The sequence below is a fragment of the Paraburkholderia sp. PREW-6R genome, from assembly GCF_039621805.1.
In the GTDB taxonomy this organism is placed as follows: domain Bacteria; phylum Pseudomonadota; class Gammaproteobacteria; order Burkholderiales; family Burkholderiaceae; genus Paraburkholderia.
In genome coordinates this window covers 1,096,700-1,123,020 of sequence record NZ_CP155074.1, presented here as the reverse complement: position 1 = coordinate 1,123,020, position 26,321 = coordinate 1,096,700, and the positions used below count along the sequence as shown (strand labels likewise).

The window sequence follows — 26,321 nt, the reverse complement described above, 5'->3', positions numbered from 1 at the left end:
GGTCAATCAATAAAAAGCGTATGGTTCCGTCTGGATGCGCGTTGCACAGCGCGTGTCGGTTTCCGCCAAACCCATGTCGCATGCGCTACCTGTCCAATGCCACGGCGGGCGCTACGCTCGTTGAACGGCATGCCGCATACGGTCGAGCACGCCGCTCACAAGACATGGAGACAGCCAGATGAGCAGCAATCGCGGTGTCGTGTATCTCGGGCAGGGCAAGGTGGAAGTGCAGTCGATCGACTTTCCGAAGATGATGGACCCGCGTGGCCGCAGTATCGGCCACGGTGTGATCCTGAAAGTGGTCAGTACGAATATCTGCGGGTCCGATCAGCACATGGTGCGCGGCCGCACGACCGCCGAGGTCGGCCTCGTGCTCGGCCACGAGATCACCGGTGAAGTGATCGAAGTGGGCCGCGACGTCGAAACACTCAAGGTCGGCGATCTGGTGTCGGTGCCGTTCAACGTCGCGTGCGGACGCTGCCCGACCTGCAAGGCGCAACATACGGGCGTGTGCCTGAACGTGAACCCGTCGCGGGCGGGCGGCGCTTACGGCTACGTGGACATGGGCGGCTGGATCGGCGGTCAGGCCGAATACGTGATGGTTCCGTATGCTGACTTCAACCTGCTGAAATTCCCGGATCGCGCGCAGGCCATGTCGAAGATTCGCGATCTCACGTGTCTGTCCGACATTCTGCCGACCGGTTATCACGGCGCGGTGATGGCGGGTGTCAAACCCGGCGCAACCGTCTATATTGCCGGCGCGGGACCGGTGGGCATGGCGGCTGCGGCGTCGGCGCGGCTGCTCGGCGCGGCGTGCACGATAGTCGGCGACATGAATGAGGAACGTCTCGCGCATGCGCGCAAGATGGGCTTTCAGACCATCGACCTCTCGAAAGACGCCACGCTCGGCGAGCAGATCGAACAGATTCTCGGCAAGCCGGAGGTGGATTGCGCGGTGGACTGCGTCGGCTTCGAAGCGCATGGCCACGGCAGCAGCGGCTCACATGAAGAAGCGCCCGCCACGGTCCTCAATTCGCTGATGGAGATCACGCGGGCCGCTGGCGCGATCGGCATTCCGGGCCTATACGTGACCGACGATCCGGGCGCCGCCGACGCCGCCGCGCGCAAAGGTAGCCTGAGCATCCGCTTCGGGCTCGGCTGGGCGAAGTCGCACTCGTTCCATACTGGGCAGACGCCGGTGATGAAGTACAACCACAATCTGATGCAGGCCATTCTGTGGGATCGTTTGCCGATCGCGGATATCGTGAACGTCACCGTGGTATCGCTCGACGAGGCGCCCGATGGCTACCGTCAGTTCGATGGCGGCGCGCCGAGGAAGTTCGTGATCGATCCGCATGGACTGCTAAAGGCCGCGTAACCGCCGTCGCCATGCGCAGGATCTAGCCCATCTTGATCCTGCGCAATGTCCGTTCGACTCAGGCGTGCAACGCGCCGTCGTTATCTGAATATTATGCGGATGCGTCGTTTAGAATGCGCGCCGTCACCGTTCCTGATTGACTTCAGCGAAAGGCCGCCCGCCCATTAAAACGAACTATAGTTGTTTCAGGGTGGGCCCATTGCCTGACCCATCCGCATCAATGAACCGCAACCCACACCTGACTCTGAGCGACGTGACGCTATGTGCGGCCGATTCGATTCATCCCGCGCTTGCCGCTCGCGCGCTCGAGATTTCCGCAGCTCGCTGCACCTTCGCCGATACGATCCTCTTCACGCACGAAGCCGTTCCCGGCCGTCTGCGCACCGCAATCATTCCGCGCCTGCGCTCGAAGGAAGACTACTCGGCCTTCATGATCAAACAGTTGCTGCATCATGTGACGACCCCCTGGGTGCTGATCGCCCAATGGGACGGTTATGTGCTCGACCCCGCGGCGTGGAACGACACGTTCTTCGAGTACGACTATATCGGCGCGATCTGGCCATTTCACCGCGACGGCCTGAACGTGGGCAACGGCGGCTTCTCGCTGCGCTCGGCGAAGCTGCTGCACGCGCTCGCCGACGCGCGCTTCCAGTTTCTGCGCGGCGTGAACGAGGACGACCTGATCTGTCGCGCCTACCGTCCCGTGCTCGAAGCGGAGTATGGCATCCGCTTTGCGCCCGCAGACGTCGCGGCCCGTTTCGCTTATGAGCATGCGCGTCCCGACAAGCCGACCTTTGGTTTTCATAGCGCATTCAACATGTGGCGCCACGTGGACGACACGACGATGATGAACATCGCGAGCCTGCTCGATGTGAGTACGTTCACGTCGAACGAGGTCATGCTGCTACTCAAGGTGTATTGCGATCTGCGCAAGTTCGAATGCGTGAGAGCAATGTATGAACGCTACCGGCAATTCTGGACTACCGAGGCATTCGTGCAGAACATGATGAAAACGGGCGTGACTGGCCAGGCGGTTCTGCAATACGTCGACATCTGCGAAAGCGCAATGAACGAAGATCGTCTCGGGTGAACATGGATCTCGACCAGCAGTTGCATGCCGCCTACGCGCGCCACGAGAACGACCCGCTGAACTTCGCAACCTTGCGAAAGATCTGTGACACGCTGATTGCGCTCGGACGGGAAGACGAACTCATTGCGTGGGCGGACCGGGCGCTGGCACTCGGCGCGCAACGCGGCGATTTTCATGCGATGCGCGCTTTCGCGCTGGACCTGCATGGGCGGCACGCCGAGGCGGTCGAAACGAGGCTGCACGATCCGTCGATGTTCAGTGAACCCGTGCTTGCACGCGTGCGGCTCGGCTATAGCCTGATGATGGCCGGCCAGCTCGCAAGAGCGATTCCGTTACTGGAAGCGGCGCGGCAGCCGGGCCCGCACAACACGCCGGGTCTTCGCGCCACGGCCAGCTATCTTCTCGGCGAAACAATGTTGAAAGCCGGAGACCCGCGCGGTTTTGCGCTTTGGCTGCAGCGCAATGATTCGGGCGACGCCGGCAGTTATCGCCCCGCCGGTATTCCCGAATGGGCCGGCGAGTTGGACCTGCGCGGTCAGCGCGTGCTCGTCGTCCATCAATTGGGGTTTGGCGATAACTTTCTGTTGGCCGCATGCGTGGCGGACTGGCAAGCCGCCGGCGCGACGGTCATGCTTTCGTGTGACTTGCAGATTCACGCGCTGATGGAGGCGTCGTTGTCCCATTGCGAAGTGATCAGTGTGCCGCGTCCCTTGCAGACCCACGGGCCGCTACCCGATGCCGTACAGGAGCATGTCGACGCATTCGCGCCTCATTTCTACGCAACGCTGCTGCATTTGCCGCTGTTAGGCGTCGCGCGGGCACCGGCGTCGGCTTACCGGTTTCGCCCGTATCTTCGGGTTCCGCACGCCAAGCAAGGTGTCGCGGCACAGTGGGCAGGACAACTGCGTGCGCGGCATCCGGGAAGAAGGCTCGTCGGATTGTTCTGGGATTGTCACCAGCGCCATCACCCGGGGCTCGGCGCAACCATGCGCTGCTGGGCCGCGCGCCGCAGTCTGCCGCTCGACGCACTGAACCGTCTGGTCACGCATCCGGCGTTGCAGGACCGCATCCATTTCGTCACGCTGCATCATCCGCTGACCGAAGCGGAGGCGGGGACGCCGGCGGGGAGTGTCGACCGCTATCAACCGGGCATCCACCTGTTCGACGACACCGCCGCGTGCATCGGCGAGCTGGACGCCGTGCTCGCGGTCGACTCTGCGGTCGCCAATCTCGCCGTGATGATGGGAAAGCCGACGTGCGTACCGGTCAATACGTCCGGCGACTGGCGCTGGGGAAGCCGTGGCGTCGCGAGCCCGTGGATCGACGGCGCGACGGTACTGCGTCAAACGCAGGAAGGCAACTGGGACGACGTGGTGTGCGACGCAGTCGCGTGGCTCGCGGCGTTGTGATTGCGCCAATCGCATTGATTCACTCGCAAGGAGATCGCATTCATGCATCCCACCGCCATGCAAAACTGCCGGCAGTTCTTCGACTGCTACGCGCCCCACGTGCTATCCGCCGAGACCGGCGCCAAGGTGATCGAACTCGGCAGCCAGGACATCAACGGCTCGTTGCGCAGCGTCTGTCCGGACGGCTATGTTTATACCGGCGTGGATTTTGTCGAAGGCCGCGGTGTGGACGTGGTGTTACAGGACCCCTATGTGCTGCCATTCGAGGACGACAGCACCGATATCGTGCTCGCCAGTTCCGTGTTTGAACACTCGGAGATGTTCTGGCTGCTGTTTCTCGAAGTGATGCGCGTGCTCAAGCCGGCGGGGCTGTTCTATCTGAACGTCCCTTCGAACGGAGACTTTCATCGCTGGCCGGTGGATTGCTGGCGCTTCTATCCCGACAGCGGCAAAGCGCTCGTGACATGGGCAAAGCGCAATGGGCTGCAACCGCTATTGCTCGAGTCATACACGAGCGCGCAACAGGGCGACCAGTGGAACGACTTCGTCGCGGTGTTTCTGAAGGACGAAAGCCATGCGCCACGTTATCCAGACCGCGTTCTGCAGCAGAAGACGGATATCTACAACGGGATCGTCTCCGACGAGCCTGGCCGCTTCGTCAACTATTCGATGTTGCCGCAGGATCGCATCCGGCTGCTGACGATACACCACGTGCTGAATCAGCCTTTGTCGTGACCGGGCGGCCCTTGGCACCCATTCTGTTCAGGCGGCCATGACAGGCACGGAGGCAAGCGAAGGCGCCTGTTTGCGGCGCTCGCGCGTGGGCGCCGTGCCGAACGCGTCGCGATAGCTCTTCGAGAAGTGGCAAGCGGACTGAAAGCCGCATGCCATCGTGATATGCATGATCGACATATCCGTTTGCAGCAGCAGTTCACGCGCGCGACGCAAACGCAGCGTCAGATAGTAGTGCGTGGGCGTCATGCCCAGGTGTTCGCGGAAGAGCCGCTGCAATTGCCGCTGGGACATGCCGGCGAGGCGCGCGAGTTCTTCGCGCGATAGCGGTTCCTCGATGTTGTTCTCCATCAGCGCGATCACTTCGAACAGCGACTTGTTCGCGGAGCCCAGTCGCGCCACGAGCGGCATCTTCTGTTGCGCGCTGGTATCGCGTACATGTTCGACGATGAACTGCTCCGCGATCTGCGTGACGCGTGCGGTGCCGACGCGCGGCGCGATCAGGTTCAGCATCATGTCGAGCGGTGCGACGCCGCCGGTGCAGGTCACGCGATCGCGGTCGATCACGAACAGCTCTTTCAGAAAACGCGTGTCGGGGAACTCTTCCTTCAGCGCCGACATGTTCTCCCAGTGGATTGCACACGCATAACCGGCCAGCAGACCCGCGCGCGCCAGCGCATAGGTGCCCGTGCACAGGCTGCCCAGCACGCTGCCCATGCGGGCGGCGCGGCGCAACGCGCTTAAATGGGCGGGCGTGGTGGAGCGCTGCACGTCGATGCCGCCGACCACGAACACGATGTCAGGCTGGCCGACGGATTCGACCGCCACCGTGTCGACCGACAAGCCGTTGCTCGCCATCACCGGACCGCCGTCCGGGCTGACGATCGACCAGCGGTACAGCGTCTGCCCTGTCAGATAGTTCGCCATGCGCAGCACTTCAATCGCGTTGGTGAACGCAATCATCGTGAAGTTCGGGACCGGCATGAATGCGAAATGCGACAACGACGCCGTGCGATCGGTGGACATGGGGGAAATGATTCCTTCGAATCTGTTATTTCGCGTCGCCGTGGGCCAACCGCGACTTCTTCAATTCTGCGGACTAGGGCAACTACCGTGCCATCAGGCTAAACCCCTGGTGGCTTATCACGCTTGCTGCCTCTTCGAACCGATCGCACCAGAACAGCGCCGGATGCCGGCGGGAGCGCACCTGCCGCGCGCACGATGTCCAACCGCAGTGCAGCAGAAAGCGAGGCGCGACACGCGCGCTGCGTCGACTTGTGGAAAAAGGTCGTTCATGGCGGAAAAGGCAAAGAACGCGTCTGAATTCATAAATTGACACGCGGGGCGAACGTCAAGAATAGACGCAATACAGACCGCCGGCGGCGGGCTCGAACGAAGCACTGAGCGGCGCTTGCGGCACTCCGTCAATGACCTCACGGACCTTCCATGCCGAACCCGAAGCCCTTTTTCGAAGAATCGCTGTTCACGCGCGATCCAGCAGTGCGCGGCGCTGTGCTGAAAGAACTCGAGCGCCAGCAGTCGCAAGTCGAACTGATTGCGTCGGAAAATATCGTGTCGCGCGCGGTGCTCGAAGCGCAAGGCTCGGTGCTGACCAACAAATACGCGGAAGGTTATCCCGGCAAGCGCTATTACGGCGGTTGCGAATATGTGGACGTGGTCGAATCGCTGGCGATCGATCGTCTCAGGCAGCTGTTCAATGCGAAGTTCGCCAACGTGCAGCCGCATTCGGGCGCGCAGGCCAACGGCGCAGTGATGCTCGCGCTGGTCAAGCCGGGCGACACGGTGCTCGGCATGTCGCTCGACGCAGGCGGTCACCTCACGCACGGCGCGAAGCCAGCGCTGTCGGGCAAGTGGTTCAACGCCGTGCAATACGGCGTGAATCGCGACACGATGTTGATTGATTACGAGCAGATCGAAGAACTCGCGCAGCAGCACAAGCCTGCACTTCTGATCGCCGGCTTTTCCGCTTATCCGCGCGAACTGGATTTCTCACGGCTGCGCGCCATTGCAGACGCAGCCGGTGCGAAGCTGATGGTCGACATGGCGCACATTGCCGGGATCATCGCCGCGGGCCGTCATCCGAATCCGGTCGAGCATGCGCACGTGGTGACCTCCACCACGCACAAGACCTTGCGCGGTCCGCGCGGCGGTTTTGTACTGACGAATGACGAAGAGATTTCCAGAAAGATCAATTCGGCGGTGTTTCCCGGCTTGCAAGGCGGCCCGCTGATGCATGTGATCGCCGGGAAAGCGGTTGCGTTTGGCGAAGCGCTTCAGCCGGGTTTCAAAACTTATATCGACAACGTGCTCGCGAATGCGAAGGCGCTCGGCGAAGTGCTGAAGGCCGGTGGCGTAGATCTCGTGACGGGCGGCACCGACAACCATCTGCTGCTGGTCGATCTGCGCCCGAAGGGCCTCAAGGGCAATCAGGTGGAGCAGGCGCTGGAACGTGCGGGCATCACCTGCAACAAGAACGGCATTCCTTTCGATAGCGAAAAGCCCACCGTGACCTCCGGCGTGCGCCTCGGCACGCCGGCCGGAACCACACGTGGCTTCGGCGTGAGCGAATTCCGCGACATTGGCCGCCTGATCGTCGAGGTGCTCGACTCGCTGCGCGATCACCCGGCAGGCGACGCCGCCACTGAACAACGTGTGCGCCGCGAGATCTTCGCGCTGTGCGAACGCTTTCCCATTTACTAAGCACCTTCATAGCCTGCCTGGAGCAAACGATGAGCACTCTGCACGACAACAGCATCATCATCGACGGTCTGAACATTTCCAAGTTCGAACGCTCGGTGTTCGAAGACATGCGCAAGGGCGGCGTGACCGCGGTGAACTGTACGGTGTCGGTCTGGGAGAGCTTCCAGAAGACCGTCGACAACATTGCAGAAATGAAGCAGCAGATTCGCGAATACAGCGAGATCCTCACGCTCGTGCGCACCACCGACGATATTTTCCGGGCGAAGAAAGAGAACAAGACCGGCATCATCTTCGGCTTTCAGAACGCGCACGCGTTCGAGGACAACCTGGGCTATATCGAAGCCTTCAAGGACCTCGGCGTGAACGTGGTCCAGCTTTGCTACAACACGCAGAATCTGGTCGGCACCGGCTGCTATGAACGCGACGGCGGCCTGTCGGGCTACGGCCGCGAAGTGATTCAGGAGATGAATCGCGTGGGCGTGATGGTCGATCTGTCCCATGTGGGCGGCAAGACTTCGTCGGAAGCGATCGCCGCGTCGAAAAAACCGGTGTGCTACTCGCATTGCTGCCCGTCGGGCCTGAAGGAGCATCCGCGCAACAAAACTGACGAGCAACTGAAAGAGATCGCGGACGCGGGCGGTTTCGTCGGCGTGACGATGTTTGCGCCATTCCTTAAGCGCGGCCCGGACGCGACGGTCGAAGACTACCTGGAAGCGATCGAATACGTGGTCGATCTGATCGGCGAGGACCAGGTGGGTATCGGCACCGACTTCACGCAAGGCTATAGCACCGAGTTCTTCGACTGGATCACGCACGACAAGGGCCGTTATCGCCAGTTGACGAATTTTGGCAAGGTGGTGAATCCGGAAGGCATCCGCACGATTGGCGAGTTCCCGAACCTGACCGCCGCGATGGAGCGCGCGGGCTGGAGCGAAACGCGCATCAAAAAGATCATGGGCGAAAACTGGGTGCGCGTGTTCGGCGAAGTCTGGAAGGTTTGACACTCGGCACGCGAATCACCCCATAAAATACGGAGTCTTCCACATGCAACCGCAACTGCCTATCGACGTCGATGCGAACACCGGCGTCTGGACCACCGACGCGCTGCCGATGCTTTACGTGCCGCGCCATTTCTTCACCAACAATCACACTGCCGTCGAAGAAGCGCTGGGCGTCGATACGTATGCCGGGATTCTCTACAAGGCCGGCTACAAGTCCGCGTATTACTGGTGCGACAAGGAAGCGAAACAGCACGGCATTTCTGGCATGGCGGTTTTCGAGCACTACCTGAACCGTCTGTCGCAGCGCGGCTGGGGCATTTTCCGGATTACCGAAGCCGATCCGTCGAGCGCGCGGGCGCGCGTCGAGTTGCATTACTCGTCGTTCGTGCTGGCGCAGCCGGGCAAGGAGGGCAAGCTCTGCTACATGTTCGCCGGCTGGTTTGCGGGCGCGATGGACTGGGTCAACGACACGGCGCCCGATTCGGCGCGCAAGGGTCCGCCTTCGTTCTCGAAAGAAGCGCAATGCGCGGCCGAGCATCACGATCACTGCGTGTTCGAAGTGTCGCCGCTCGCGTCCTGAGCGTTTGCGCCACGCAGACGGCACGAAACAAAGCACATCATCCCGAGGTCGAGCGCGATGCGTTACCCGAATCTTTTCAAGCCTCTCACGTTGAACAAGCTGACGTTGCGCAACCGCATCGTCAGTACCGCGCATGCGGAAGTGTATGCGGAGCCGGGCGGCCTGCCTGGCGATCGCTATATCCGCTATTACGAAGAGAAGGCCAAGGGTGGCGTCGGCCTCGCGGTGTGCGGCGGTTCGAGCCCGGTGTCGATCGACAGCCCGCAAGGCTGGTGGAAGTCGGTCAACCTGTCCACCGACAGGATCATCGATCCGCTCGCGAGGCTCGCTGAAGCGATGCATCGGCATGGCGCAAAGATCATGATTCAGGCGACGCACATGGGACGCCGTTCGGCGTTTCATGGCGAGCACTGGCCGCATCTGATGTCGCCTTCGGGCGTGCGGGAGCCGGTGCACCGCGGCAACGCGAAGATCATCGAAGTGGAGGAAATCCGCCGCATCATCACCGACTTCGCGGCCGCCGCGAAACGGGTAAAAGACGCGGGCATGGACGGCGTCGAAATCTCGGCGGCGCACCAGCACCTGATCGACCAGTTCTGGAGCCCGCGCACGAACTTCCGTACCGACGAATGGGGCGGCTCGCTCGAAAACCGTCTGCGTTTCGGCGTGGAAGTGCTGAAGGCCGTGCGCCAAGCGGTGGGCCCGGATTTCTGCGTGGGTCTGCGCATGTGCGGTGACGAGTTCCATGAAGACGGGCTTGATCACGAACAACTTAAAGAGATCGCGCAGGCGATGAGCGAGAGCGGGCTGATCGATTACGTCGGCGTGATCGGTTCGGGCGCCGATACGCACAACACGCTCGCCAACTGCATGCCGCCGATGGCGCTGCCGCCCGAGCCGTTCGTGCATCTCGCAGCCGGCATCAAATCCGTGGTGAAGCTGCCCGTGATGCATGCGCAAAGTATTCGCGACGCGGGCCAGGCGGAACGTCTGCTGGCAAGCGGCACGGTCGACCTGGTCGGCATGACGCGCGCGCAGATTGCCGACCCGCACATGGTCATCAAGATCCGCGACGGCCGTGAAGATGAAATCAAACAGTGTGTGGGCGCGAATTACTGTATCGACCGCCAGTACAACGGGCTCGACGTGCTGTGTGTGCAGAACGCCGCGACATCCCGCGAAGCGACCATGCCGCATGTCATTGCGAAAACGCGTGGTCCGAAGCGCAAGGTCGTCGTGGTCGGCGCGGGTCCCGCCGGACTCGAAGCGGCACGCGTGGCGAAGTCGCGCGGACACGACGTGGTGCTGTTCGAGAAAAACGATCATGTGGGCGGCCAGATCATGCTCGCCGCGAAAGCGCCGCAGCGCGAACAGATGGCGGGCATCGTGCGCTGGTTCGACATGGAGACGAAGCGCCTCGGCGTGGATCGCCGTCTCGGTGTCGCCGCCGACGAGAAAGCCATCATGGCAGAGAAGCCGGACATCGTCGTGCTGGCGACGGGCGGCTCTTCGTTCACGTCGCAGGTGGCGGGCTGGGGCGTCGACGAAGGGCTCGCCGTCAGTTCGTGGGACGTGCTCTCCGGCCGTGTCGAGCCCGGCAGGAATGTGCTCGTGTACGACGGTGTCAGCACCCATGCGGGCGCGGGCGTGGCGGACTTCATGTCGAGCCGCGGCTCGAACGTGGAGATCGTGACGCCAGACGTGAAAGTGGCTGACGACGTTGGCGGCACGACGTTCCCGATCTTCTACCGCCGCCTTTACGCGCAAGGCGTGATTCACACGCCGAACTACTGGCTCGACAAGGTGTACGAGGAAAGCGGAAAGAAAATCGCCGTGATCCGCAACGAGTACACCGAGGAGCAGGAAGAGCGGGCGGTGGATCAGGTGGTCATCGAAAACGGTAGCACGCCTAACGACGAACTGTACTGGAAGCTCAAACCCGAGTCGCTGAACCGTGGTCAGGTGGACGTGCACAAGCTGTTCGCGTCCGAGCCGCAACCGTCGCTCAGCGAAGAACTGGGCAATGGCCGCTTCCTGCTGTTTCGCGTGGGCGATTGCATTTCGATGCACAACATTCATGGCGCGATCTACGACGCGCTGCGTCTTTGCAAGGATTTCTGACGATGAGCCCCGTGTTTGTCATCACTGTCCTGTTGTGGTTGTCGCTGGCGGGGCTGGCGTTCGCGCTCGCGCGGCGCGCAGCATACTGGCGCGAAGGCCGCGCGACCGCCGCGGGCGCGTATGGCTGGATGAACCTGCTGGCTATCCCGAAGCGCTATTTCGTCGACCTGCACCACGTGGTGGCGCGCGACCCGTACATCGCGAAGACGCACGTCGCCACGGCGGGCGGTGCAATCGGCGCAATGGCGCTGGTATTCGTCAACTATGGTCTTGCTATCTACTCGCCGTGGCTCGACAAGCTGATCTTTCTTTGCGCGCTCGTGATGCTGGCGGGGGTCGTGTTCGTATGGCGCCGCCGGCATGGCGCGAATGCGGTGCCGGCGCGGCTTTCGCGCGGACCGTGGGACCATCTGCCGCTGCTGCTCGGGTCGTTCGCACTTGGCCTCGTGCTGTTTTTCGCGTTGCCGGCTGCCGCTATGTCGGGTGCGCTCGCGATGATCGTCGCATTGCTGATCGCGGCGGGCGCTTTCGCGATGACGTTTGGCGCGGCGCGCGGCGGCCCGATGAAGCATGCGCTGGCCGGTCTGCTGCATCTCGCGTTTCATCCGCGCCAGGAGCGTTTTGCCGGGCGTAACGACAACGACGTCGTGCCGCCGACCGCGCTCAAAGTGCCGCTGCTCGATGCACAGGAGTACGGCGTGGGCAAGCCGGTCGAGTTTCGCTGGAACCAGTTGCTCAGTTTCGACGCGTGCGTTCAGTGCGGCAAATGCGAAGCGGCCTGTCCCGCATTCGCCGCGGGTCAGCCGCTCAATCCGAAGAAACTGATTCAGGATCTCGTCACCGGGATGGTGGGCGGAACGGATTTGGGATACGCGGGCAGTCCCACCCCGGGCATTCCTGTCGGCAAGCATGGCGGTGCGCCAGACAAGCCGCTGATCTCCAGCCTGATCGAAGCCGACACGCTGTGGTCCTGCACCACCTGCCGCGCCTGTGTGCAGGAGTGCCCGATGCTGATCGAGCACGTGGACGCGATCGTGGATATGCGCCGCAACCAGACGCTCGTGGAAGGCAACGTACCGGGCAAGGGGCCGATCACGCTCTCCAACCTGCGTGAGACGGGCAGCTCGAACGGTTACGACATCGGCGCGCGCTACGACTGGGCCGTGGACTTGCAGGTGCAGGTTGCACAGCCGGGGCGTGCCGTCGACGTGCTGCTGATTGCCGGCGAAGGCGCATTCGACATGCGTTACCAGCGCACGCTGCGCGCACTGGTCAAAGTGCTGAATCGCGCAGGTATCGATTACGCGGTGCTAGGCGGCGTGGAAACCGACACGGGCGACACGGCGCGGCGTCTTGGCGACGAAGCGACATTCCAGCAACTCGCGCACAAGCTGATCGGCACGCTTTCGCAGTACTCGTTCCGCAAGATCGTCACTGCGGACCCGCACGTGCTGCACAGTTTGCGTAACGAGTATCGCGCGCTCGGCGGATTCTATGAAGTGCAGCATCACACGGCACTGATCGAGTCACTCGTCGCGAGCGGGAAATTGACGCCGCGCGCGGTGGCGGCCTTCGCGGATCGCAAGGTCACGTATCACGACCCGTGCTATCTGGGCCGCTACAACGGTGAAACGGAGGCGCCGCGCCGTCTGCTGAAAACGATTGGCATACAGGTCGTGGAAATGGAGCGTAGCGGCATGCGCGGGCGCTGCTGTGGTGGCGGAGGCGGTGCGCCGCTGACTGACATTCCAGGCAAGCGCCGCATTCCGGATATCCGTATCGACGACGCCCGCGCGATCGGGGCCGAAGTGGTGGCGGTCGGCTGCCCGAATTGCACGGCCATGCTGGAAGGCGTGGTCGGTCCGCGCCCGGAAGTGCTGGACGTTGCCGAACTGGTCGCAGCCGCGCTGGAGTAACGCGATGAACACGCTTAAACGAATCGACCCGCGCCGGCCGTTCACGATCACGGCCGACGGGCTCAGGCGCATCACGCTGGGCATGATGGCGAGTGCGGGCGAGATGGATTTCACGGCGCAGGGCTCTGCCTCGTCGCATCGAAACGAGGCCAAACCGCGCCGCACGAACACGGCGCCGCAGCGCACGCTGCTGGTCGCGGCGCATGCGGATCGCGGCGCGCTCGACGACCACGCGCGCCAGACACTCGCCGCCGCCGCATTGATCGCCGATGCTTCCACGGAAGTGGTGCTGCTCGTATTCGGCGCGTTCACTGGCGACGTTGCGGCGCTCGGCGCGGACAAACTGATCGAGTTGCCGGCATTCGACCGCCGCAGGTTCGCGCCGGTCGAAGAACTGAACGCGCTGGCCGCGTGCGTGGCCGCATACGCGCCGATACACGTTTTCCTGCCCGATAACGCCACCGGCGACGGCGATCTGGGGCGCCGTTATGCGGCGACAGCGAATGCCAGCGTCGCGACCCACGTCGTGGAGATCGATGCCGCGCACGTGGCCAGTTATATCCGCGCGAATACGGCGTTTGCGTCGCGCTCGTTGCCGGACGTGGTGCTGCTCGCAGCGAATGCGGTCGATCCGAAGCTGCCGTTCGTCGGCGCGGGCGAGCGGGTGACGTGGCACATCGATGAGGCGCGGGCTACATCGAATGGCAGCGTGCGCGATCTCGGCGTGGAGGAGATCGACGCCGCGCAACTCGCGCTGGAAGAGGCCGACTTCATTGTGTCCGCGGGGAACGGCGTGAGCGATGTGCCGGCCTTCGAGCGTCTTGCCGCCACGTTGGGCGCCGCGATCGGCGCAAGCCGGGTTGCCGTGGACGACGGCCGCTTCACGCGCGACAAGCAGATCGGTGCAACGGGCAAGACTGTCGAGGCAAGCGTGTATATCGCATTCGGTATTTCGGGCGCGGTGCAGCATTTGCAGGGCATCAAGGACTGCCGCCACGTGATCGCGGTGAATCTGGACGCAAGCGCGCCGATCGCCGCGCGCGCCAACCTCACGTTGATCGCGGATGCACAGGAAACCATCGCTGCGCTCAACGAAGCGGCGGCCGCGGCGCGCAGCGCGCGCGGAACCGGCGCGGCGTTGCTCGGTTCCGCAACCCTTGCCGAAGGAGCGCTCGTATGAAGATCGCCGTACTCGTTTCCGTGGGCCGTCACCCGGTGAGCGGCACCGCGCGCTACAGCCGCAACGACGCCGCCGCGCTTGCCATGGCACTCGGCCTCGCGAAGCAGCACCACGCTACGCTCGACGTCATTCATGCAGGCGATCCGTCGAACCCGGCGCTCAACGACTATCTCGCGCTGGGCGCGCGGACCGTTGAAGTGCTGACCGTGCCTGCGACTTCGGATCTTCCGCCCAACCCCGTTGCGCGCCTGGCTGACCGTCTGAAAGGTTATGACCTGGTGCTGACCGGCACGCGGGCAGAGGGCGCTTTCGACAGCGGCATGCTGCCTTATCGCGTGGCGAGCGCGCTGAACGTGCCGCTCGTCGGCGCTGCGGTTGAACTGACTTTGCGCGACGGTTGCGCCGAGGTGCGGCAATTCATGCCGAAAGGGCTGCGCCGGCGGGTCGACGTGCAGCTACCGGCGCTGATCGCCGTGCATCCACTGGCGAATGCCACGCCAACCTATGCGTATGCACGGTTGCGCGAAGGCACGATTCGCCCGACAGCCGCCCCTGCGACGTTAGACGCCGCAGCGAACGCCGACGATCTCGCGTGGACCACGCGTCCCGCTGTCGCAAAGCCAGTGCGCCTTGCCGCCGCCGAAAAGCGCTCGGGTCACGCGCGCATGCTTTCTGCCACGACGACGGAAAGCCGTGGCGGCAGCGTCGTAATTGAAGGAAGTTCTGTCGAAAAAGCACAAGTGATTCTCGCGTATTTGCGCGAGCATCAACTGGTGGATTACTGATTTCCGGCTCGGGCCAGCGTGCCACCAGGAGGGCCTGGTGCGGCGCCAGACGTGATATGCAACGGAGCACACAATGAAAGTCTCGGCAGACGTTCGCGCACTGATCGAACGCCGCAAAAAGAATTACACGCTGGAAGCACCGTTCTATACGAGCGAAGACATCTTCGCGCTCGATATGGACGCGATCTTTCGGCAACACTGGATCCAGGTGGCCGTGGAACCGGATGTGCCCGAACCGGGCGATTACATCACGGTGGAGCTGGGCCACGACTCGATTCTGATCGTGCGCGACGACGACATGCAGGTGCGTGCGTTCCACAATGTGTGCCGCCATCGTGGCGCGCGTCTGTGCAATTCGGAGAAAGGCTCGCTCGGCAATATCGTCTGTCCTTATCACAGCTGGACGTACAACCTGAACGGCGATCTGATGTTCGCCGAACACATGGGCGAGCAATTCGACCGCTGCAAGCACAGCCTGAAAGCGGTGCATGTGCAGAATCTGGCCGGGCTGATTTTTATCTGCCTCGCCGACGAACCGCCTACGGACTTCGCAGTGATGCGAGCCGCAATGGAGCCTTATCTGCAACCGCACGATCTGGCCAGCTGCAAGATTGCCGCAGCGATCGACATTATCGAAGAAGGCAACTGGAAACTCACGATGGAGAACAATCGTGAGTGCTATCACTGTGTGGCGAACCATCCTGAACTGACTATTTCGTTGTACGAATACGGATTCGGCTATCAGCGCACGCCCGCAAACGAAGAGGGCATGGCCGCGTTCGAAGAAACGGTCGCGCGCCGTACTGCGCAATGGGACGCCATGAAGCTGCCGTCCGCTGAAATCGACCGGCTTGCTGACCTGGTGACGGGTTTTCGCACGCAACGGTTGCCGCTCGACCGCGACGGCGAATCGCAGACCATGGACGCGAAGGTGGCTTCGAAAAAGCTGCTCGGCGGTTTCGAGCAGGCGGATCTTGGCGGATTGTCGTTCTGGACCCAGCCCAATTCGTGGCATCACTTCATGAGCGACCACATTGTCAGCTTTTCGGTAATCCCGCTCTCGGCAGGCAAAACGCTGGTGCGCACGAAATGGCTCGTTCATAAAGACGCGCGCGAAGGCATCGATTACGACGTGAATAACCTCACTGCCGTGTGGCGCGCGACGAACGACCAGGATCGCGCGCTCGTCGAGTATTCGCAGCGCGGTGCGACCAGCAGCGCCTACGAACCGGGTCCTTATTCGCCGTTCACCGAAGGTCTCGTCGAGAAGTTCTGCGAATGGTATATCGCGCGCATGGCCGAATACAGCAATGCGCCGCCGTCGCAAGAGATGGGCGGTGCCGCGACTGCTTCACACGGCGAGAAAGTTGTTTCCTTCATGCGCTGAGCGCGATTCATACCGAAGTACCGCAATACCGCAACCAGGAGCGGGAGAGAATAATGATGCGCGACCAGGCGACGTTTCAGCCGAACCCCGCGGCGGCTCTTAGCCGAGTGACACAGCCACGATTCTGGGACGCGCTGCCTGCGCGCTGGGACAGCGATACCGACGACACGCTCGTGTGCTGCCAGATTCGTCAGGAAACGCACGACGTCAAAAGCTTTTTCTTTCGCGCGCCTGCGGAACGGTCTTTCGTATTCGAGCCGGGGCAGTTCATCACGCTGGAACTCGACATCGACGGCGAACCGGTCAACCGCTGCTATACGATCTCGTCACCGCCTACGCGTCCCCATACGATTTCGATCACCGTGAAGCGCGTGCCAGGCGGCAAGGTGTCGAACTGGCTGCACGATACGCTACGAGTGGGCTCGGCGGTTCGCGTGCTGGGGCCAGCCGGCGAATTCACGTGCGCGCGGCATCCTGCGCGCAAGATGTTGTTTTTGTCAGCGGGCTCCGGTGTCACGCCGCTCATGTCCATGAGCCGCGCGCATCACGAACTCGGCGAAGATAGCGATATCGTGTTCGTCCATAGCGCGCGCACGCCCGACGACATCATCTTCGCCCGCGAACTGGATCTGATTGCATCGAACCAGTCGAATTTCCGCACGGCTTACGTATGTGAGCGCGTCGGCGCGCGTACGAACTGGCTGGGCGTGACCGGGTTTCTCACACTGCCTTTGCTCAAACTGATTGCGCCGGATTTTCTGGAGCGTGAGATCTTCACCTGCGGTCCCGCGCCCTATATGCAGGCCGTCCGCCATCTTCTCGATGAAGGCGGTTTTGACCGGCGCCACTACCACGAGGAAAGCTTTTCGTTCGGAATCGTCGAAGAAGTCGCGGCACAATTGGCCACCGCACATGTCGCGGATGCTTTGGAAAGCACGGACCCGGCTGTGACGATGGCGCTTGCGGCGGAAGACTTCGCGCGGGCACGCGGGCAGGCGGCAGGGTTCGATCCCGCGCCTTTGTCTGCCACCGAAGCTAGTGCGGAAGCCTTGACTGAACCCCTGATCGAGGCCGTACCCGAAGCCATACCCCAAGCCGTACCCGGCGAAACGGAGTCGCGTTTCAAAGTGAGCTTCGCGAAAAGCAATCGTGAAATCGAATGCGGCAGCAGCCAGCACGTGCTCGACGCAGCGAAGAAGGCCGGTGTGCGCCTGCCGGCATCCTGCACGCAAGGCATGTGCGGCACCTGCAAGGTCAAACTGCTGTCCGGCGAAGTGGCGATGAAGCACGCCGGCGGCATCCGTCAGCGCGAGATCGATCAGGGCATGGTGCTGTTGTGCTGCAGCAAGCCGCTGAGCGACCTCGTGGTGGATAAGTAAGACGAGACTCCACCGGCCGAACGCGCAAAGTCGCGTGCGGACAAGTGGATGTCGGAAAACGACGCTACCCGGTAATTCTGGCTGGCGATTCTAAATGCTCATTGGGTTGTTTTGACGGCGAACGGGAGAACGGCGATGAGACTGATCAGAAAGATACTGGTGTTGAGCGCAATGAGCGCGGCGCTGGCTGCCAGCGGCGTCGGCATGGTGTCGGCGGATACGAAGCCGACCATCAAGATTGGCTATGTGGAAGGCTGGGACGACAGCGTGGCGACCTCGAACGTGGCCGCACGCGTCATTGAAAAGCGGCTGGGGTATCAGGTGCAGCTTGTTCCGGTTGCAGCCGGTGTGATGTGGCAGGGCGTGGCACGCGGCGATCTCGACGCGACGCTGTCCGCCTGGTTGCCGGTGACGCACGGCGCGTACTGGAACAACTTCAAGGACAAGGTGGTCGATCTGGGTCCGAACTTCAACGACGCGAAAATCGGGTTGATCGTGCCGGATAACGCCGATGTGAAAACCGTCGGCGATCTGGAAGCGAAGAAGACCGAGTTCGGTTCTCGCATTGTCGGGATCGACGCCGGCGCGGGCGTGATGCAGAAGACGAGCGAAGCGATCAAGGCGTATGGGCTCGACTACCAGCTCATGCCGAGTTCGGGTAGTGCCATGACGGCCGAGCTGGCGCGCTCGGAAGCGGCCAGCAAGCCCATCATCGTCACGGGCTGGAAGCCGCACTGGATGTTCGCAAAGTACAAGCTCAAATTCCTCGACGACCCGAAGAAGGTGTTCGGTGAATCGGAACACGTGGATAGCGTGGTGAACCCTGAGCTTGAAAAGAAGGCACCGACGGTCGTGTCTTTCCTCAAGAAGTTTCAGTGGAAACCCGGCGAGATCGATAGCGTGATGCTTGCGACACAAAACGGCGAGAAGCCGACTGCTGCAGCGGACGCGTGGATCAGCGCACACAGTGATCGCGTGGATAGCTGGGTGAAATGACGGATAGCCGCTTGCGTTGAGCAACAGCGTCGCCGCCGCTGATCAAGGCGGCAACGCTGCAAGTCGGAGAAAGCGCCGCTTGTTCAAGCGGCGTTTTTTATTGCAGCACGACGGTGCGGTCGCCGTTGATGAACACGCGCCGCTCGATAAACGCTTTCACCGCGCGAGCGAGCGTAATGCATTCGACGTCGCGACCCGTGGCAAGCAGCCGCTCGGGACTGTATGAGTGATCCACACGCTCGACCACCTGCTCGATGATCGGACCTTCGTCGAGATCGTCAGTCACGAAATGAGCGGTGGCGCCGATCAGTTTCACGCCGCGCGCATGGGCCTGGTGGTACGGTTTTGCGCCTTTAAAGCCGGGCAGAAACGAGTGATGGATGTTGATTGCACGCGCGGCGAGCGCACGGCTCGTCTCGCCTGAAAGAATCTGCATGTACCGCGCGAGAATCATCAATTCCGCGCCGGATGTCCCGAACAGATCGAGCAAGCGCGCTTCCTGTTGCGGCTTGGAGTCCGCGCTGATCGGCAGATAATGAAACGGCAAGCCGTGCTGTTGCGCGAGCGGTTCGAGATCGCGGTGATTCGAACCGATTCCGGCAATGTCCATTTTCAGCTCGCCCATGCGCCAGCGAAACAGCAGATCCGCCAGACAGTGCTCCAGTTTCGACACCATGATGAACACTTTCGGCCGCGTGCCGACGTCGTGCATGGCCCAGGTCATCCGGAAGCGCGCGGCGATCGGCTCGAACTCGCGCTTCAGCGCATCGACCCGTAGTGTCTGCGTGATGTCCACGCCGTGAAAGACGCAGCGCACGAAGAAGCGCTCGCTCAGGTCGTCGTCGAACACCGTGAGTTCGTCGATATAGCAGTGATGCCGGTCGAGAAAGCCGACGACGGCGGCTACCTGGCCCGCCGCGCTCGGACACGCGACCGTGAGAACCAGTTGATCGGGACGGGAATCGACGGACATGCGTTCTCCACTTTGGACGATAGGGCGAGGCCGCGGGGTGCGGCATGCATCATCGCAGTAGAACAAACGCGGGGTGTCCGCGCATAGAAGCTAAACGCCGTGCCGCTGGTACGGGCGCGCCACGGCTTCATTCAGCGTCGAGCCCGCACTCGCCCAGCAGCCAATGACGAAACGCGCTCACAGCGGGTGCGACGGTGCGTTGCGTGACGAGCAGATAGCCGCGTTCCGTGACAACCGGCGTGTCGAACAGTTCGACGAGTTGCCCGGTGGCGAGCAGTTCATCGACGAGCGGCGCCCAACCGAGCGCCACGCCTTGACCCATGATGGCCGCGTGCGCGACCAGCGTGAAACTGTTGAACGTCATGCCGCGATGGGCGGGCGGCGCATCCAGTGCCTGCGCGCCGAACCAGTCGGCCCAGGAAAGCCAGCGTGCCGGCTGGGTGGGCTCGAGGTGAAGAAGCGCTACGTGCATCAGATCGGAGGGGCTTCGCAACGACGGATGAGACTTGAGAAAAGCGGGACTGCATACCGGCGTCACGCGTTCGGGAAAGAGTTTCACCGCATGGCGCGCGGTCCAGTCCGCGTGTTCGTCCCCGAATGCGATGGCGATGTCAGCGTGATCGTGCGAAGGATCGAACACATTCTGCGACGTGATGATTTTCACGTCGACATCCGGCATCAACGCCTTGAATTGCGAAAGGCGCGGCATCAGCCAGTACGTGGCGAAGCCGAAGTCCGTGGAAAGGGTGAGTGTTTGCGGCGTGCGCCGTGAACGAATTTCCGTGGTGGCCATGCGGATCGTATCGAGCGCACCGCGCACGGCCTCGAAGAGGCGCAGTCCGTCTTCGGTGAGCGTGACGCCGCGGTGGCCGCGCTCGAAAAGCAACGTGCCGAGCGATTCCTCGAGTTGGACCACGCGCTGACTTACCGCTGGTTGCGTCGAGCCGAGTTCGCGTGCGGCCGCAGTGAAGCTGGCGAGGCGCGCCGCGGACTCGAACATCGTCAGCGCCTGCATGGGCGGCAAACGGTCCTGCCTCGACATAACACCTCCTTATGGGCACATAACGAATAGCCGTCTTCACAACGGCGAATTGGACGGCAATAGTGGTGCTCATGGAGATCAGGATTGAGCCCTGCTTCTGCTGCGCCTTCTCGCATGCACCGCTTTACGACCGGCACTTGCCGCACCGCCGCACCACATGCAACTGACACTAGCGATTCTATTCGAGGCATGCCCCAATGCTTGAAACCAGAAAGAATATTCTCGTTCTGATGGCCGACCAGATGACGCCGTTTGCACTTGCCGCATACGGCCACCGTCTCACGAAAACGCCTCATATCGATCGGCTTGCCCGGCAAGGCGTGGTATTCGATTCCGCGTATTGCGCAAGTCCGCTGTGTGCGCCGTCGCGCTTCTCGCTCCTGTCGGGCAAACTGCCTTCCGCGATCGGTGCTTATGACAATGCAGCGGAATTTCCGTCGCAAACGCTGACCTTCGCGCATTATCTTCGCGCCGAAGGTTATCGGACCATATTGTCGGGCAAGATGCATTTCTGCGGTGCCGATCAGCTGCACGGATTCGAAGAGCGGCTCACCACCGACATCTATCCGGCCGACTTCGGCTGGACCCCGGATTGGGACAACTTCGAAATGCGGCCTACGTGGTATCACAACATGAGTTCGGTGCTCGACGCCGGTCCGTGTGCACGAACCAATCAGCTCGATTTCGACGACGAAGTCACATTCACGACGCGGCAAAAACTGTTCGACATCGCTCGCGAACGGCAGGCCGGCAGGGACGCCCGACCCTTCTGCATGGTCGCCTCGCTCACCCATCCGCACGATCCGTATGCGGTCCCGCAAAAGTACTGGGACATGTATCGCGACGAAGATATCGACATGCCCGCATATCGTGATTCGCTCGACGATGCCGACCCGCATTCGAAGCGCTTGCGCCATGTTTGCGAAACCGATCGCACGCCGCCTGCCGACCAGCAGGTCCGCAATGCACGCCGCGCGTACTATGGCGCAATCTCCTACGTGGACGACCAGTTCGGCGCCATACTCGAAGCGCTGGAACAAGCGGGTCTCGCGGAAGACACGGTGATCGTCGTGACTTCCGATCATGGCGACATGCTGGGCGAACGCGGCCTCTGGTACAAGATGACGTTCTTCGAAGGCGGTTGCCGCGTACCGTTGATCGTGCATGCGCCGCAGCAATTCCACGCGCATCGGGTCAGTGCTTCGGTCTCGCATCTCGACCTGTTGCCGACTCTCGTGGAACTGGCGCGCGGCGAGCCGCCTGCGTCATGGCCCGATCCACTCAACGGCCGCAGTCTGATTCCGCATCTGCGCGGCGGTCGCGGTGCGCGAGGCGAACCTGACGGACATGACGAAGCGATCGGCGAATACCTCGGCGAAGGCGCGATTGCGCCAATCGTGATGCTGCGGCGCGGCCGCCTGAAGTTCATCCATTCACCGGCCGATCCCGATCAACTGTACGACGTGCAAGCGGATCCGCTGGAACGCGAGAACCTTGCGACACAACGTGAGTACGCGGAGCAGGTTGCGGCTTTGCGTCAGGAAATTGCGCAGCGTTGGAATCTCGCCGCGTTACATGACGAGATCGTACAAAGCCAGCGACGCCGGCGTTTCCACTTCAAGGCCACCACTCAAGGTGCGGTGGCGTCGTGGGACTGGCAGCCGATGGTGGACGCGAGTCAACGCTACATGCGCAATCACATCGACCTCGACACACTCGAAGCCATGGCCCGCTTTCCCGCCGTTGCCCGCTGATTTGCGCCGGGCCCTCCGAATCCCTCTACAGGAAACCCAATGATGAAGACGTTCTTCGCACACGCTGTATCCCGTGTCGCAATGTCATGCATGGCAGCAGCGTTTGCCGTGACAACGGCATCGGCTGCCGAGCCGCCCTCGTGTACGCAGGTGAACATGGCCGGGCCGGGCTGGACCGATATCGACGCGACCAATGCGATGAGCGGCGTTCTTCTGAAGGCACTGGGCTACCGGCAGCACGTGGCGAATCTTTCGGTGCCCATCACGTACCAAGGTTTGAAGAAAGGGCAGATCGACGTCTTCCTGGGCAACTGGATGCCGGCTCAAGCGCCGGTGGTGAAGCCGTTCGAAGAGGAGAAGTCGATCGAAGTCGTGCATCCGAACCTGAGCAATGCCAAATTCACGCTTGCTGTTCCGGACTATGTAGCCGCCGCCGGCGTGCATTCCTTCGCGGATCTGGCAAAGAACGCGGACAAGTTCGATAGCACGATCTACGGGATTGAACCGGGCGCGCCCGCCAACCAGAACATCAAAAAGATGGTGGATGACAAGGCTTTTGGCCTCGGCAACTGGAAGCTGGTCGAATCGAGCGAAACCGGCATGCTCACGCAAATCGACCGAGCGGTGCGTGAAAAGAAGTGGATTGTGTTTCTCGCTTGGGAACCGCATCTGATGAACACGAAGTTCAAACTCAGCTATCTGGATGGCGGCGATAAGTACTTCGGTCCGAACTACGGCGGTGCCACCGTGAATACCGTAGCGCGTGCAGGATACGAGCAGCAGTGTCCGAACGTAGCGCGTCTTTTCAGACAGATCACGTTCAATGTCGATCTGGAAAACGGCGTGATAACCGATGTTCTCGAGAAGAAAGCCAGTGTCGACATGGCAGCAACCGACGCGCTCAAGCGTCACCCCGAACTGTGGAAGTCATGGCTCGACGGCGTGAACACCGCAAATGGCGGTAATGGACTTCAGGCGGTACAGGCTGCGCTCGGCGTGAAGTAAGCCTGTTCGCTTCGTCACCCAGGTCGCAGCGTGGCAGATCGATGTCGCTTGCGGTCCGATTCTGAACAATTGTCGCCCGTATTCTTGATGCGTCGATGCACGCATGGCAATACGCTGCGTGCGTTGCGGGTTCCCATACCTGTTTCAGATCGCTTCAATCAGCTTCCGTCACTTTTTGAATTACCCGACTCGCGAGCACGCTGCATGTGGTTTTGCATGCCGTTTTGCATGCCAATTTGGCATGCAGCAGGTATCGCTTTATCTAACGAAATACACCGACAAAGAGCAGGGGAAAATAACATGCAGAAGAAAAATGCTGTCAGCCTGTCGGCACTCGCGATTGCGGCGAGTACCGTGTGCGCTCCCGCAACGGTTCATGCGCAAAGCAGCGTCACGTTATACGGCATTCTGGACGCCGGGATCACCTACGTAAATAATGCGGGCGGCGCCCATCAGTTCAGATTCGACGACGGCATTTCGTACGGCAACCGGATCGGCTTTAAAGGCGTGGAGGATCTGGGCGGCGGTTTGCAGACGGTATTCGCCTTGGAGTCCGGTTTCCACGTCGGCAATGGGCAGTATGCATTTGGCGGCGCGGAGTTCGGTCGGCAGGCTTATGTGGGTTTGAAGAATAGCTGGGGTACGTTATCGTTTGGTAACCAGCTCGACATGACGGAAGAGTTCGCGTACCTGTACAACATTTCGGCGTGGGCGAGCGGCTATGCGATCCATCAAGGTGACTTCGACCGCATGAACGGCGACCGCCTGCCCAACTCGATCAAATACCTGTCGGGCGATCTGTCCGGCTTCTCGTTTGGCGGCATGTATTCGTTTGGCAATACCGCGGGTGACTTCCACCAGAAAAGTGCGTGGAGCGTGGGCGCGCGCTACGAGCATGGCGCATTCAATATGGGAACGGCCTATACGCAGTTGAACGACCCGTATGGTATTTACGCGTTCGACCCCTACGCAATGATCGGCACCCGGACGTTCCTCGGCAGGCCCACCGTTTCGGTCGACCCCGCTACGGGCGCGGTCACGGATCTATACAGTTCGTCGTCGTTCCCGGTCGACCGGCAAGGCGCCTTCGCGATCGGTGCGGCCTACACGATCGGCAAGGTGATGCTAAGCGGCAACTTCACGTACACGACAATCAAGGGTTTGGGCGAGACATCGCATATGCAGGTGTACGAAGGTGGCGCGTCGTACTCCTTCACGCCGGCACTGATGTTGTATGGCGGTTACCAGCATACGAGCTTCGAGGGGAATCACTGGAATCAGGGGTCGCTCGGGCTGCACTATCTGTTGTCCAAGCGCACCGACCTGTATGTGTCGGGCGATTATCTGCGCGCTTCGAATGGCGTGAACGCCGTGATCGGATACAGCTTCGCACCGTCGACGTCGAACACGCAAAGCGACGTGCGTATTGGCATGCGGCATTCGTTCTGAGTCGCGCTTGGAACAGGCAACGGCGGCTGCGTGTGCAGCCGCTTCGCTCATGAGGCGCTAACCGTTTGCCGGATTCGCATCGTCGGCAATGGGCTGTCGCGCCATGAACCAGTAGAAGAGCGCCGCGCATCCCGCGATGACGCCGCCCGAGATGAAAGCGAGCGCATAAGAGCCCGTGCGATCGACGATGAAGCCTGCGACGACCGGCGAGAATGCGCCGCCAAAGTAGCCGCCGAAGTTCTGGATCGCGCTGACCGACGCGACCATGGACGAAGGCGCGATGTCCGCCGCCAGCGCCCATGCCGACCCGACCACGGCGGCGATGAACGCGAGTCCCACCGTGAACAGGGCGAGCGTGACGCCGAGCGTGTGAGAGAAAGGCAGCGCGATCGCGCACACGGCGGCGCCTGCCGCGCAGCAGGCAATCAGCCGCCGTTTCGCGTCGATAGCGGACGCGAGATGCCGGTCGACCAGTTTCTTTGCCAGATAGCCCACTGCAATTTCGCCCAGCGCGCCGCCGGCCCACGGAATGCCCGCATAGATGCCAAGTTGCGCAAACGAAATGTGAAAGCGGTCGAGCAGATAAAGCGGCAAAAAGACGAGGAAGATGTTCCAGAGCCAGATCGTACAGAAGTAGCCGAGAATCATTCCCCATACGCTGCGCCGCCCGAACAGCGAACGCCACTTGAGCGACGCTGTTTTCAGCGACCGTTCCCGGCCGCCGCCGCCGGCTTCGATATAGTCGAGTTCTTCCTTGCGCAGCCGTTTGCTGTCAGTCGGGTTGCGATAGAGCAGCAGGAACAGTAGTGCGAACGCAATGCCGACCGCGCCCGTCACATGAAACAGCGAGCGCCAGCCGAATACGACCATCAGCGCAACGAGCATGGCGGGCGCGATCGCCGGTCCCCATTTCGACGAGGAATCCCACACGCCGGTTGCAAAGCCGCGCTCCTTGGCGGGAAACCAGGCGGCCGTGATTTTCGCCGAGGTCGGCCAGCACGGCGCTTCGCCCACCGCGAGCAACGCACGCATGACCAGCAGCCCCGAAAGCGAGCCGACCACGCCGGTCAGCCACGTCGCGACGCTCCACCAGATCATGCCGAGCGCGTAGGCGCGCTTCGCCCCGAAGCGGTCGATCACCCAGCCGGCCGGCAATTGCATGACGGCATACGTCCACGCAAAGACGCTGCCGAGCAAGCCGATCTGCGTGCGCGTGAGCCCGAGTTCCTGAATCATGCCCGGCGCGGCAATAGAGAGGCTCGCGCGGTCCATATAATTGATGATGCCGCCGATCAGCAGCCAGATCAGCACATGCCAGCGGAAGTTGAGGCGGGTGGAACTGGCCGCGGCTGCCGGTACGGGAAGGGTGTCTCTGTCCAAAGCGTGTCTCCATCCAGATGGCCTCAGGCGGCCGCTTATCGTT

General features: G+C 61.8%; 21 protein-coding genes. 17 read left to right on the top strand and 4 right to left on the bottom strand.

Features of this window, described 5'->3' with window-relative positions:
• The first annotated feature begins 178 nt into the window (after positions 1 to 178).
• From fdhA to AAGS40_RS20165, 4 genes are all read left to right on the top strand, one after another.
• A complete protein-coding gene (gene fdhA, locus AAGS40_RS20180) occupies positions 179 to 1,378 on the top strand; it encodes a formaldehyde dehydrogenase, glutathione-independent (RefSeq protein WP_345814537.1) in 1,200 nt (399 codons plus the stop codon).
• A 220-nt stretch (positions 1,379 to 1,598) separates the two neighbouring features.
• Positions 1,599 to 2,468, top strand: coding sequence for a DUF5672 family protein (locus AAGS40_RS20175; RefSeq protein ID WP_345814536.1), 870 nt, complete (start codon positions 1,599 to 1,601; stop codon positions 2,466 to 2,468).
• A gap of 2 nt (positions 2,469 to 2,470) precedes the next feature.
• Positions 2,471 to 3,877 (top strand): hypothetical protein, encoded by a 1,407-nt coding sequence (locus AAGS40_RS20170; RefSeq protein WP_345814535.1) that lies wholly within the window; start codon positions 2,471 to 2,473, stop codon positions 3,875 to 3,877.
• A 42-nt stretch (positions 3,878 to 3,919) separates the two neighbouring features.
• Entirely contained in the window at positions 3,920 to 4,612 is a 693-nt protein-coding gene (locus AAGS40_RS20165; protein ID WP_345814534.1) for a class I SAM-dependent methyltransferase, read from the top strand.
• Between the two features lie 27 nt (positions 4,613 to 4,639).
• Here AAGS40_RS20165 and AAGS40_RS20160 read toward each other — a convergent pair whose 3' ends face one another.
• Positions 4,640 to 5,635, bottom strand: a complete 996-nt coding sequence (locus AAGS40_RS20160) for a GlxA family transcriptional regulator (RefSeq protein ID WP_345814533.1) — start codon at positions 5,633 to 5,635, stop codon at positions 4,640 to 4,642.
• A 420-nt stretch (positions 5,636 to 6,055) separates the two neighbouring features.
• Between AAGS40_RS20160 and AAGS40_RS20155 the strand changes: the two genes are divergently transcribed.
• The 10 genes from AAGS40_RS20155 (at position 6,056) to AAGS40_RS20110 (ending at position 18,675) form a co-directional block, all read left to right on the top strand.
• Entirely contained in the window at positions 6,056 to 7,330 is a 1,275-nt protein-coding gene (locus AAGS40_RS20155) for a serine hydroxymethyltransferase (protein ID WP_345814532.1), read from the top strand.
• 29 nt (positions 7,331 to 7,359) lie between these two features.
• Positions 7,360 to 8,331 carry a dipeptidase gene (locus AAGS40_RS20150; protein ID WP_345814531.1) on the top strand — a complete coding sequence of 324 codons (972 nt, stop codon included), beginning with the start codon at positions 7,360 to 7,362 and terminating at the stop codon, positions 8,329 to 8,331.
• 43 nt (positions 8,332 to 8,374) lie between these two features.
• Positions 8,375 to 8,911 carry a DUF5943 domain-containing protein gene (locus AAGS40_RS20145; RefSeq protein ID WP_345814530.1) on the top strand — a complete coding sequence of 179 codons (537 nt, stop codon included), beginning with the start codon at positions 8,375 to 8,377 and terminating at the stop codon, positions 8,909 to 8,911.
• Positions 8,912 to 8,968: 57 nt separating this feature from the next.
• On the top strand, positions 8,969 to 11,032 hold the full coding sequence (locus AAGS40_RS20140) for an NADH:flavin oxidoreductase (RefSeq protein WP_345814529.1): 2,064 nt from the start codon (positions 8,969 to 8,971) through the stop codon (positions 11,030 to 11,032).
• Positions 11,033 to 11,034: 2 nt separating this feature from the next.
• Positions 11,035 to 12,948, top strand: a complete 1,914-nt coding sequence (locus AAGS40_RS20135; RefSeq protein ID WP_345814528.1) for a (Fe-S)-binding protein — start codon at positions 11,035 to 11,037, stop codon at positions 12,946 to 12,948.
• 4 nt (positions 12,949 to 12,952) lie between these two features.
• Positions 12,953 to 14,128, top strand: a complete 1,176-nt coding sequence (locus AAGS40_RS20130; protein WP_345814527.1) for an electron transfer flavoprotein subunit alpha/FixB family protein — start codon at positions 12,953 to 12,955, stop codon at positions 14,126 to 14,128.
• Positions 14,125 to 14,913 carry an electron transfer flavoprotein subunit beta/FixA family protein gene (locus tag AAGS40_RS20125; RefSeq protein WP_345814526.1) on the top strand — a complete coding sequence of 263 codons (789 nt, stop codon included), beginning with the start codon at positions 14,125 to 14,127 and terminating at the stop codon, positions 14,911 to 14,913. Before AAGS40_RS20130 ends, AAGS40_RS20125 begins: the two co-directional genes overlap by 4 nt.
• Before the next feature lie 73 nt (positions 14,914 to 14,986).
• Positions 14,987 to 16,300 (top strand): aromatic ring-hydroxylating dioxygenase subunit alpha, encoded by a 1,314-nt coding sequence (locus AAGS40_RS20120; RefSeq protein ID WP_345814525.1) that lies wholly within the window; start codon positions 14,987 to 14,989, stop codon positions 16,298 to 16,300.
• A gap of 53 nt (positions 16,301 to 16,353) precedes the next feature.
• The gene (locus AAGS40_RS20115; RefSeq protein ID WP_345816524.1) at positions 16,354 to 17,679 is read left to right on the top strand and encodes a hybrid-cluster NAD(P)-dependent oxidoreductase; all 1,326 of its coding nucleotides are present in this window, start codon (positions 16,354 to 16,356) and stop codon (positions 17,677 to 17,679) included.
• Positions 17,680 to 17,814: 135 nt separating this feature from the next.
• A complete protein-coding gene (locus AAGS40_RS20110) occupies positions 17,815 to 18,675 on the top strand; it encodes a glycine betaine ABC transporter substrate-binding protein (RefSeq protein WP_345814524.1) in 861 nt (286 codons plus the stop codon).
• A gap of 97 nt (positions 18,676 to 18,772) precedes the next feature.
• On the opposite strand, the gene purU is transcribed toward AAGS40_RS20110, so the two are convergent.
• Positions 18,773 to 19,648, bottom strand: coding sequence for a formyltetrahydrofolate deformylase (purU, locus tag AAGS40_RS20105; RefSeq protein WP_345814523.1), 876 nt, complete (start codon positions 19,646 to 19,648; stop codon positions 18,773 to 18,775).
• A gap of 127 nt (positions 19,649 to 19,775) precedes the next feature.
• Positions 19,776 to 20,690, bottom strand: a complete 915-nt coding sequence (locus AAGS40_RS20100) for a LysR family transcriptional regulator (protein ID WP_345814522.1) — start codon at positions 20,688 to 20,690, stop codon at positions 19,776 to 19,778.
• 197 nt (positions 20,691 to 20,887) lie between these two features.
• Between AAGS40_RS20100 and betC the strand changes: the two genes are divergently transcribed.
• The 3 genes from betC (at position 20,888) to AAGS40_RS20085 (ending at position 24,898) form a co-directional block, all read left to right on the top strand.
• Positions 20,888 to 22,444 carry a choline-sulfatase gene (gene betC / locus AAGS40_RS20095; protein WP_345814521.1) on the top strand — a complete coding sequence of 519 codons (1,557 nt, stop codon included), beginning with the start codon at positions 20,888 to 20,890 and terminating at the stop codon, positions 22,442 to 22,444.
• A gap of 42 nt (positions 22,445 to 22,486) precedes the next feature.
• Positions 22,487 to 23,449, top strand: a complete 963-nt coding sequence (locus tag AAGS40_RS20090; RefSeq protein WP_345816523.1) for a choline ABC transporter substrate-binding protein — start codon at positions 22,487 to 22,489, stop codon at positions 23,447 to 23,449.
• Between the two features lie 300 nt (positions 23,450 to 23,749).
• Entirely contained in the window at positions 23,750 to 24,898 is a 1,149-nt protein-coding gene (locus tag AAGS40_RS20085) for a porin (RefSeq protein ID WP_345814520.1), read from the top strand.
• A 57-nt stretch (positions 24,899 to 24,955) separates the two neighbouring features.
• Here AAGS40_RS20085 and AAGS40_RS20080 read toward each other — a convergent pair whose 3' ends face one another.
• Positions 24,956 to 26,278 carry an MFS transporter gene (locus tag AAGS40_RS20080; RefSeq protein ID WP_345814519.1) on the bottom strand — a complete coding sequence of 441 codons (1,323 nt, stop codon included), beginning with the start codon at positions 26,276 to 26,278 and terminating at the stop codon, positions 24,956 to 24,958.
• Positions 26,279 to 26,321: the final 43 nt, after the last annotated feature.

Bases quoted from the DNA above. Each gene is read 5' to 3' on its own strand.
- AAGS40_RS20145 (WP_345814530.1), top strand. From the start codon at position 8,375: ATGCAACCGCAACTGCCTATCGACGTCGATGCGAACACCGGCGTCTGG.
- AAGS40_RS20125 (WP_345814526.1), top strand. From the start codon at position 14,125: ATGAAGATCGCCGTACTCGTTTCCGTGGGCCGTCACCCGGTGAGCGGC.
- AAGS40_RS20140 (WP_345814529.1), top strand. From the start codon at position 8,969: ATGCGTTACCCGAATCTTTTCAAGCCTCTCACGTTGAACAAGCTGACG.
- AAGS40_RS20110 (WP_345814524.1), top strand. From the start codon at position 17,815: ATGAGACTGATCAGAAAGATACTGGTGTTGAGCGCAATGAGCGCGGCG.
- AAGS40_RS20160 (WP_345814533.1), bottom strand. From the start codon at position 5,635: ATGTCCACCGATCGCACGGCGTCGTTGTCGCATTTCGCATTCATGCCG.
- AAGS40_RS20090 (WP_345816523.1), top strand. From the start codon at position 22,487: ATGAAGACGTTCTTCGCACACGCTGTATCCCGTGTCGCAATGTCATGC.
- AAGS40_RS20165 (WP_345814534.1), top strand. From the start codon at position 3,920: ATGCATCCCACCGCCATGCAAAACTGCCGGCAGTTCTTCGACTGCTAC.
- AAGS40_RS20100 (WP_345814522.1), bottom strand. From the start codon at position 20,690: ATGTCGAGGCAGGACCGTTTGCCGCCCATGCAGGCGCTGACGATGTTC.
- AAGS40_RS20135 (WP_345814528.1), top strand. From the start codon at position 11,035: ATGAGCCCCGTGTTTGTCATCACTGTCCTGTTGTGGTTGTCGCTGGCG.
- fdhA (WP_345814537.1), top strand. From the start codon at position 179: ATGAGCAGCAATCGCGGTGTCGTGTATCTCGGGCAGGGCAAGGTGGAA.
- AAGS40_RS20085 (WP_345814520.1), top strand. From the start codon at position 23,750: ATGCAGAAGAAAAATGCTGTCAGCCTGTCGGCACTCGCGATTGCGGCG.
- AAGS40_RS20120 (WP_345814525.1), top strand. From the start codon at position 14,987: ATGAAAGTCTCGGCAGACGTTCGCGCACTGATCGAACGCCGCAAAAAG.
- AAGS40_RS20150 (WP_345814531.1), top strand. From the start codon at position 7,360: ATGAGCACTCTGCACGACAACAGCATCATCATCGACGGTCTGAACATT.
- purU (WP_345814523.1), bottom strand. From the start codon at position 19,648: ATGTCCGTCGATTCCCGTCCCGATCAACTGGTTCTCACGGTCGCGTGT.
- AAGS40_RS20155 (WP_345814532.1), top strand. From the start codon at position 6,056: ATGCCGAACCCGAAGCCCTTTTTCGAAGAATCGCTGTTCACGCGCGAT.
- AAGS40_RS20175 (WP_345814536.1), top strand. From the start codon at position 1,599: ATGAACCGCAACCCACACCTGACTCTGAGCGACGTGACGCTATGTGCG.
- AAGS40_RS20170 (WP_345814535.1), top strand. From the start codon at position 2,471: ATGGATCTCGACCAGCAGTTGCATGCCGCCTACGCGCGCCACGAGAAC.
- AAGS40_RS20115 (WP_345816524.1), top strand. From the start codon at position 16,354: ATGATGCGCGACCAGGCGACGTTTCAGCCGAACCCCGCGGCGGCTCTT.
- AAGS40_RS20130 (WP_345814527.1), top strand. From the start codon at position 12,953: ATGAACACGCTTAAACGAATCGACCCGCGCCGGCCGTTCACGATCACG.
- betC (WP_345814521.1), top strand. From the start codon at position 20,888: ATGCTTGAAACCAGAAAGAATATTCTCGTTCTGATGGCCGACCAGATG.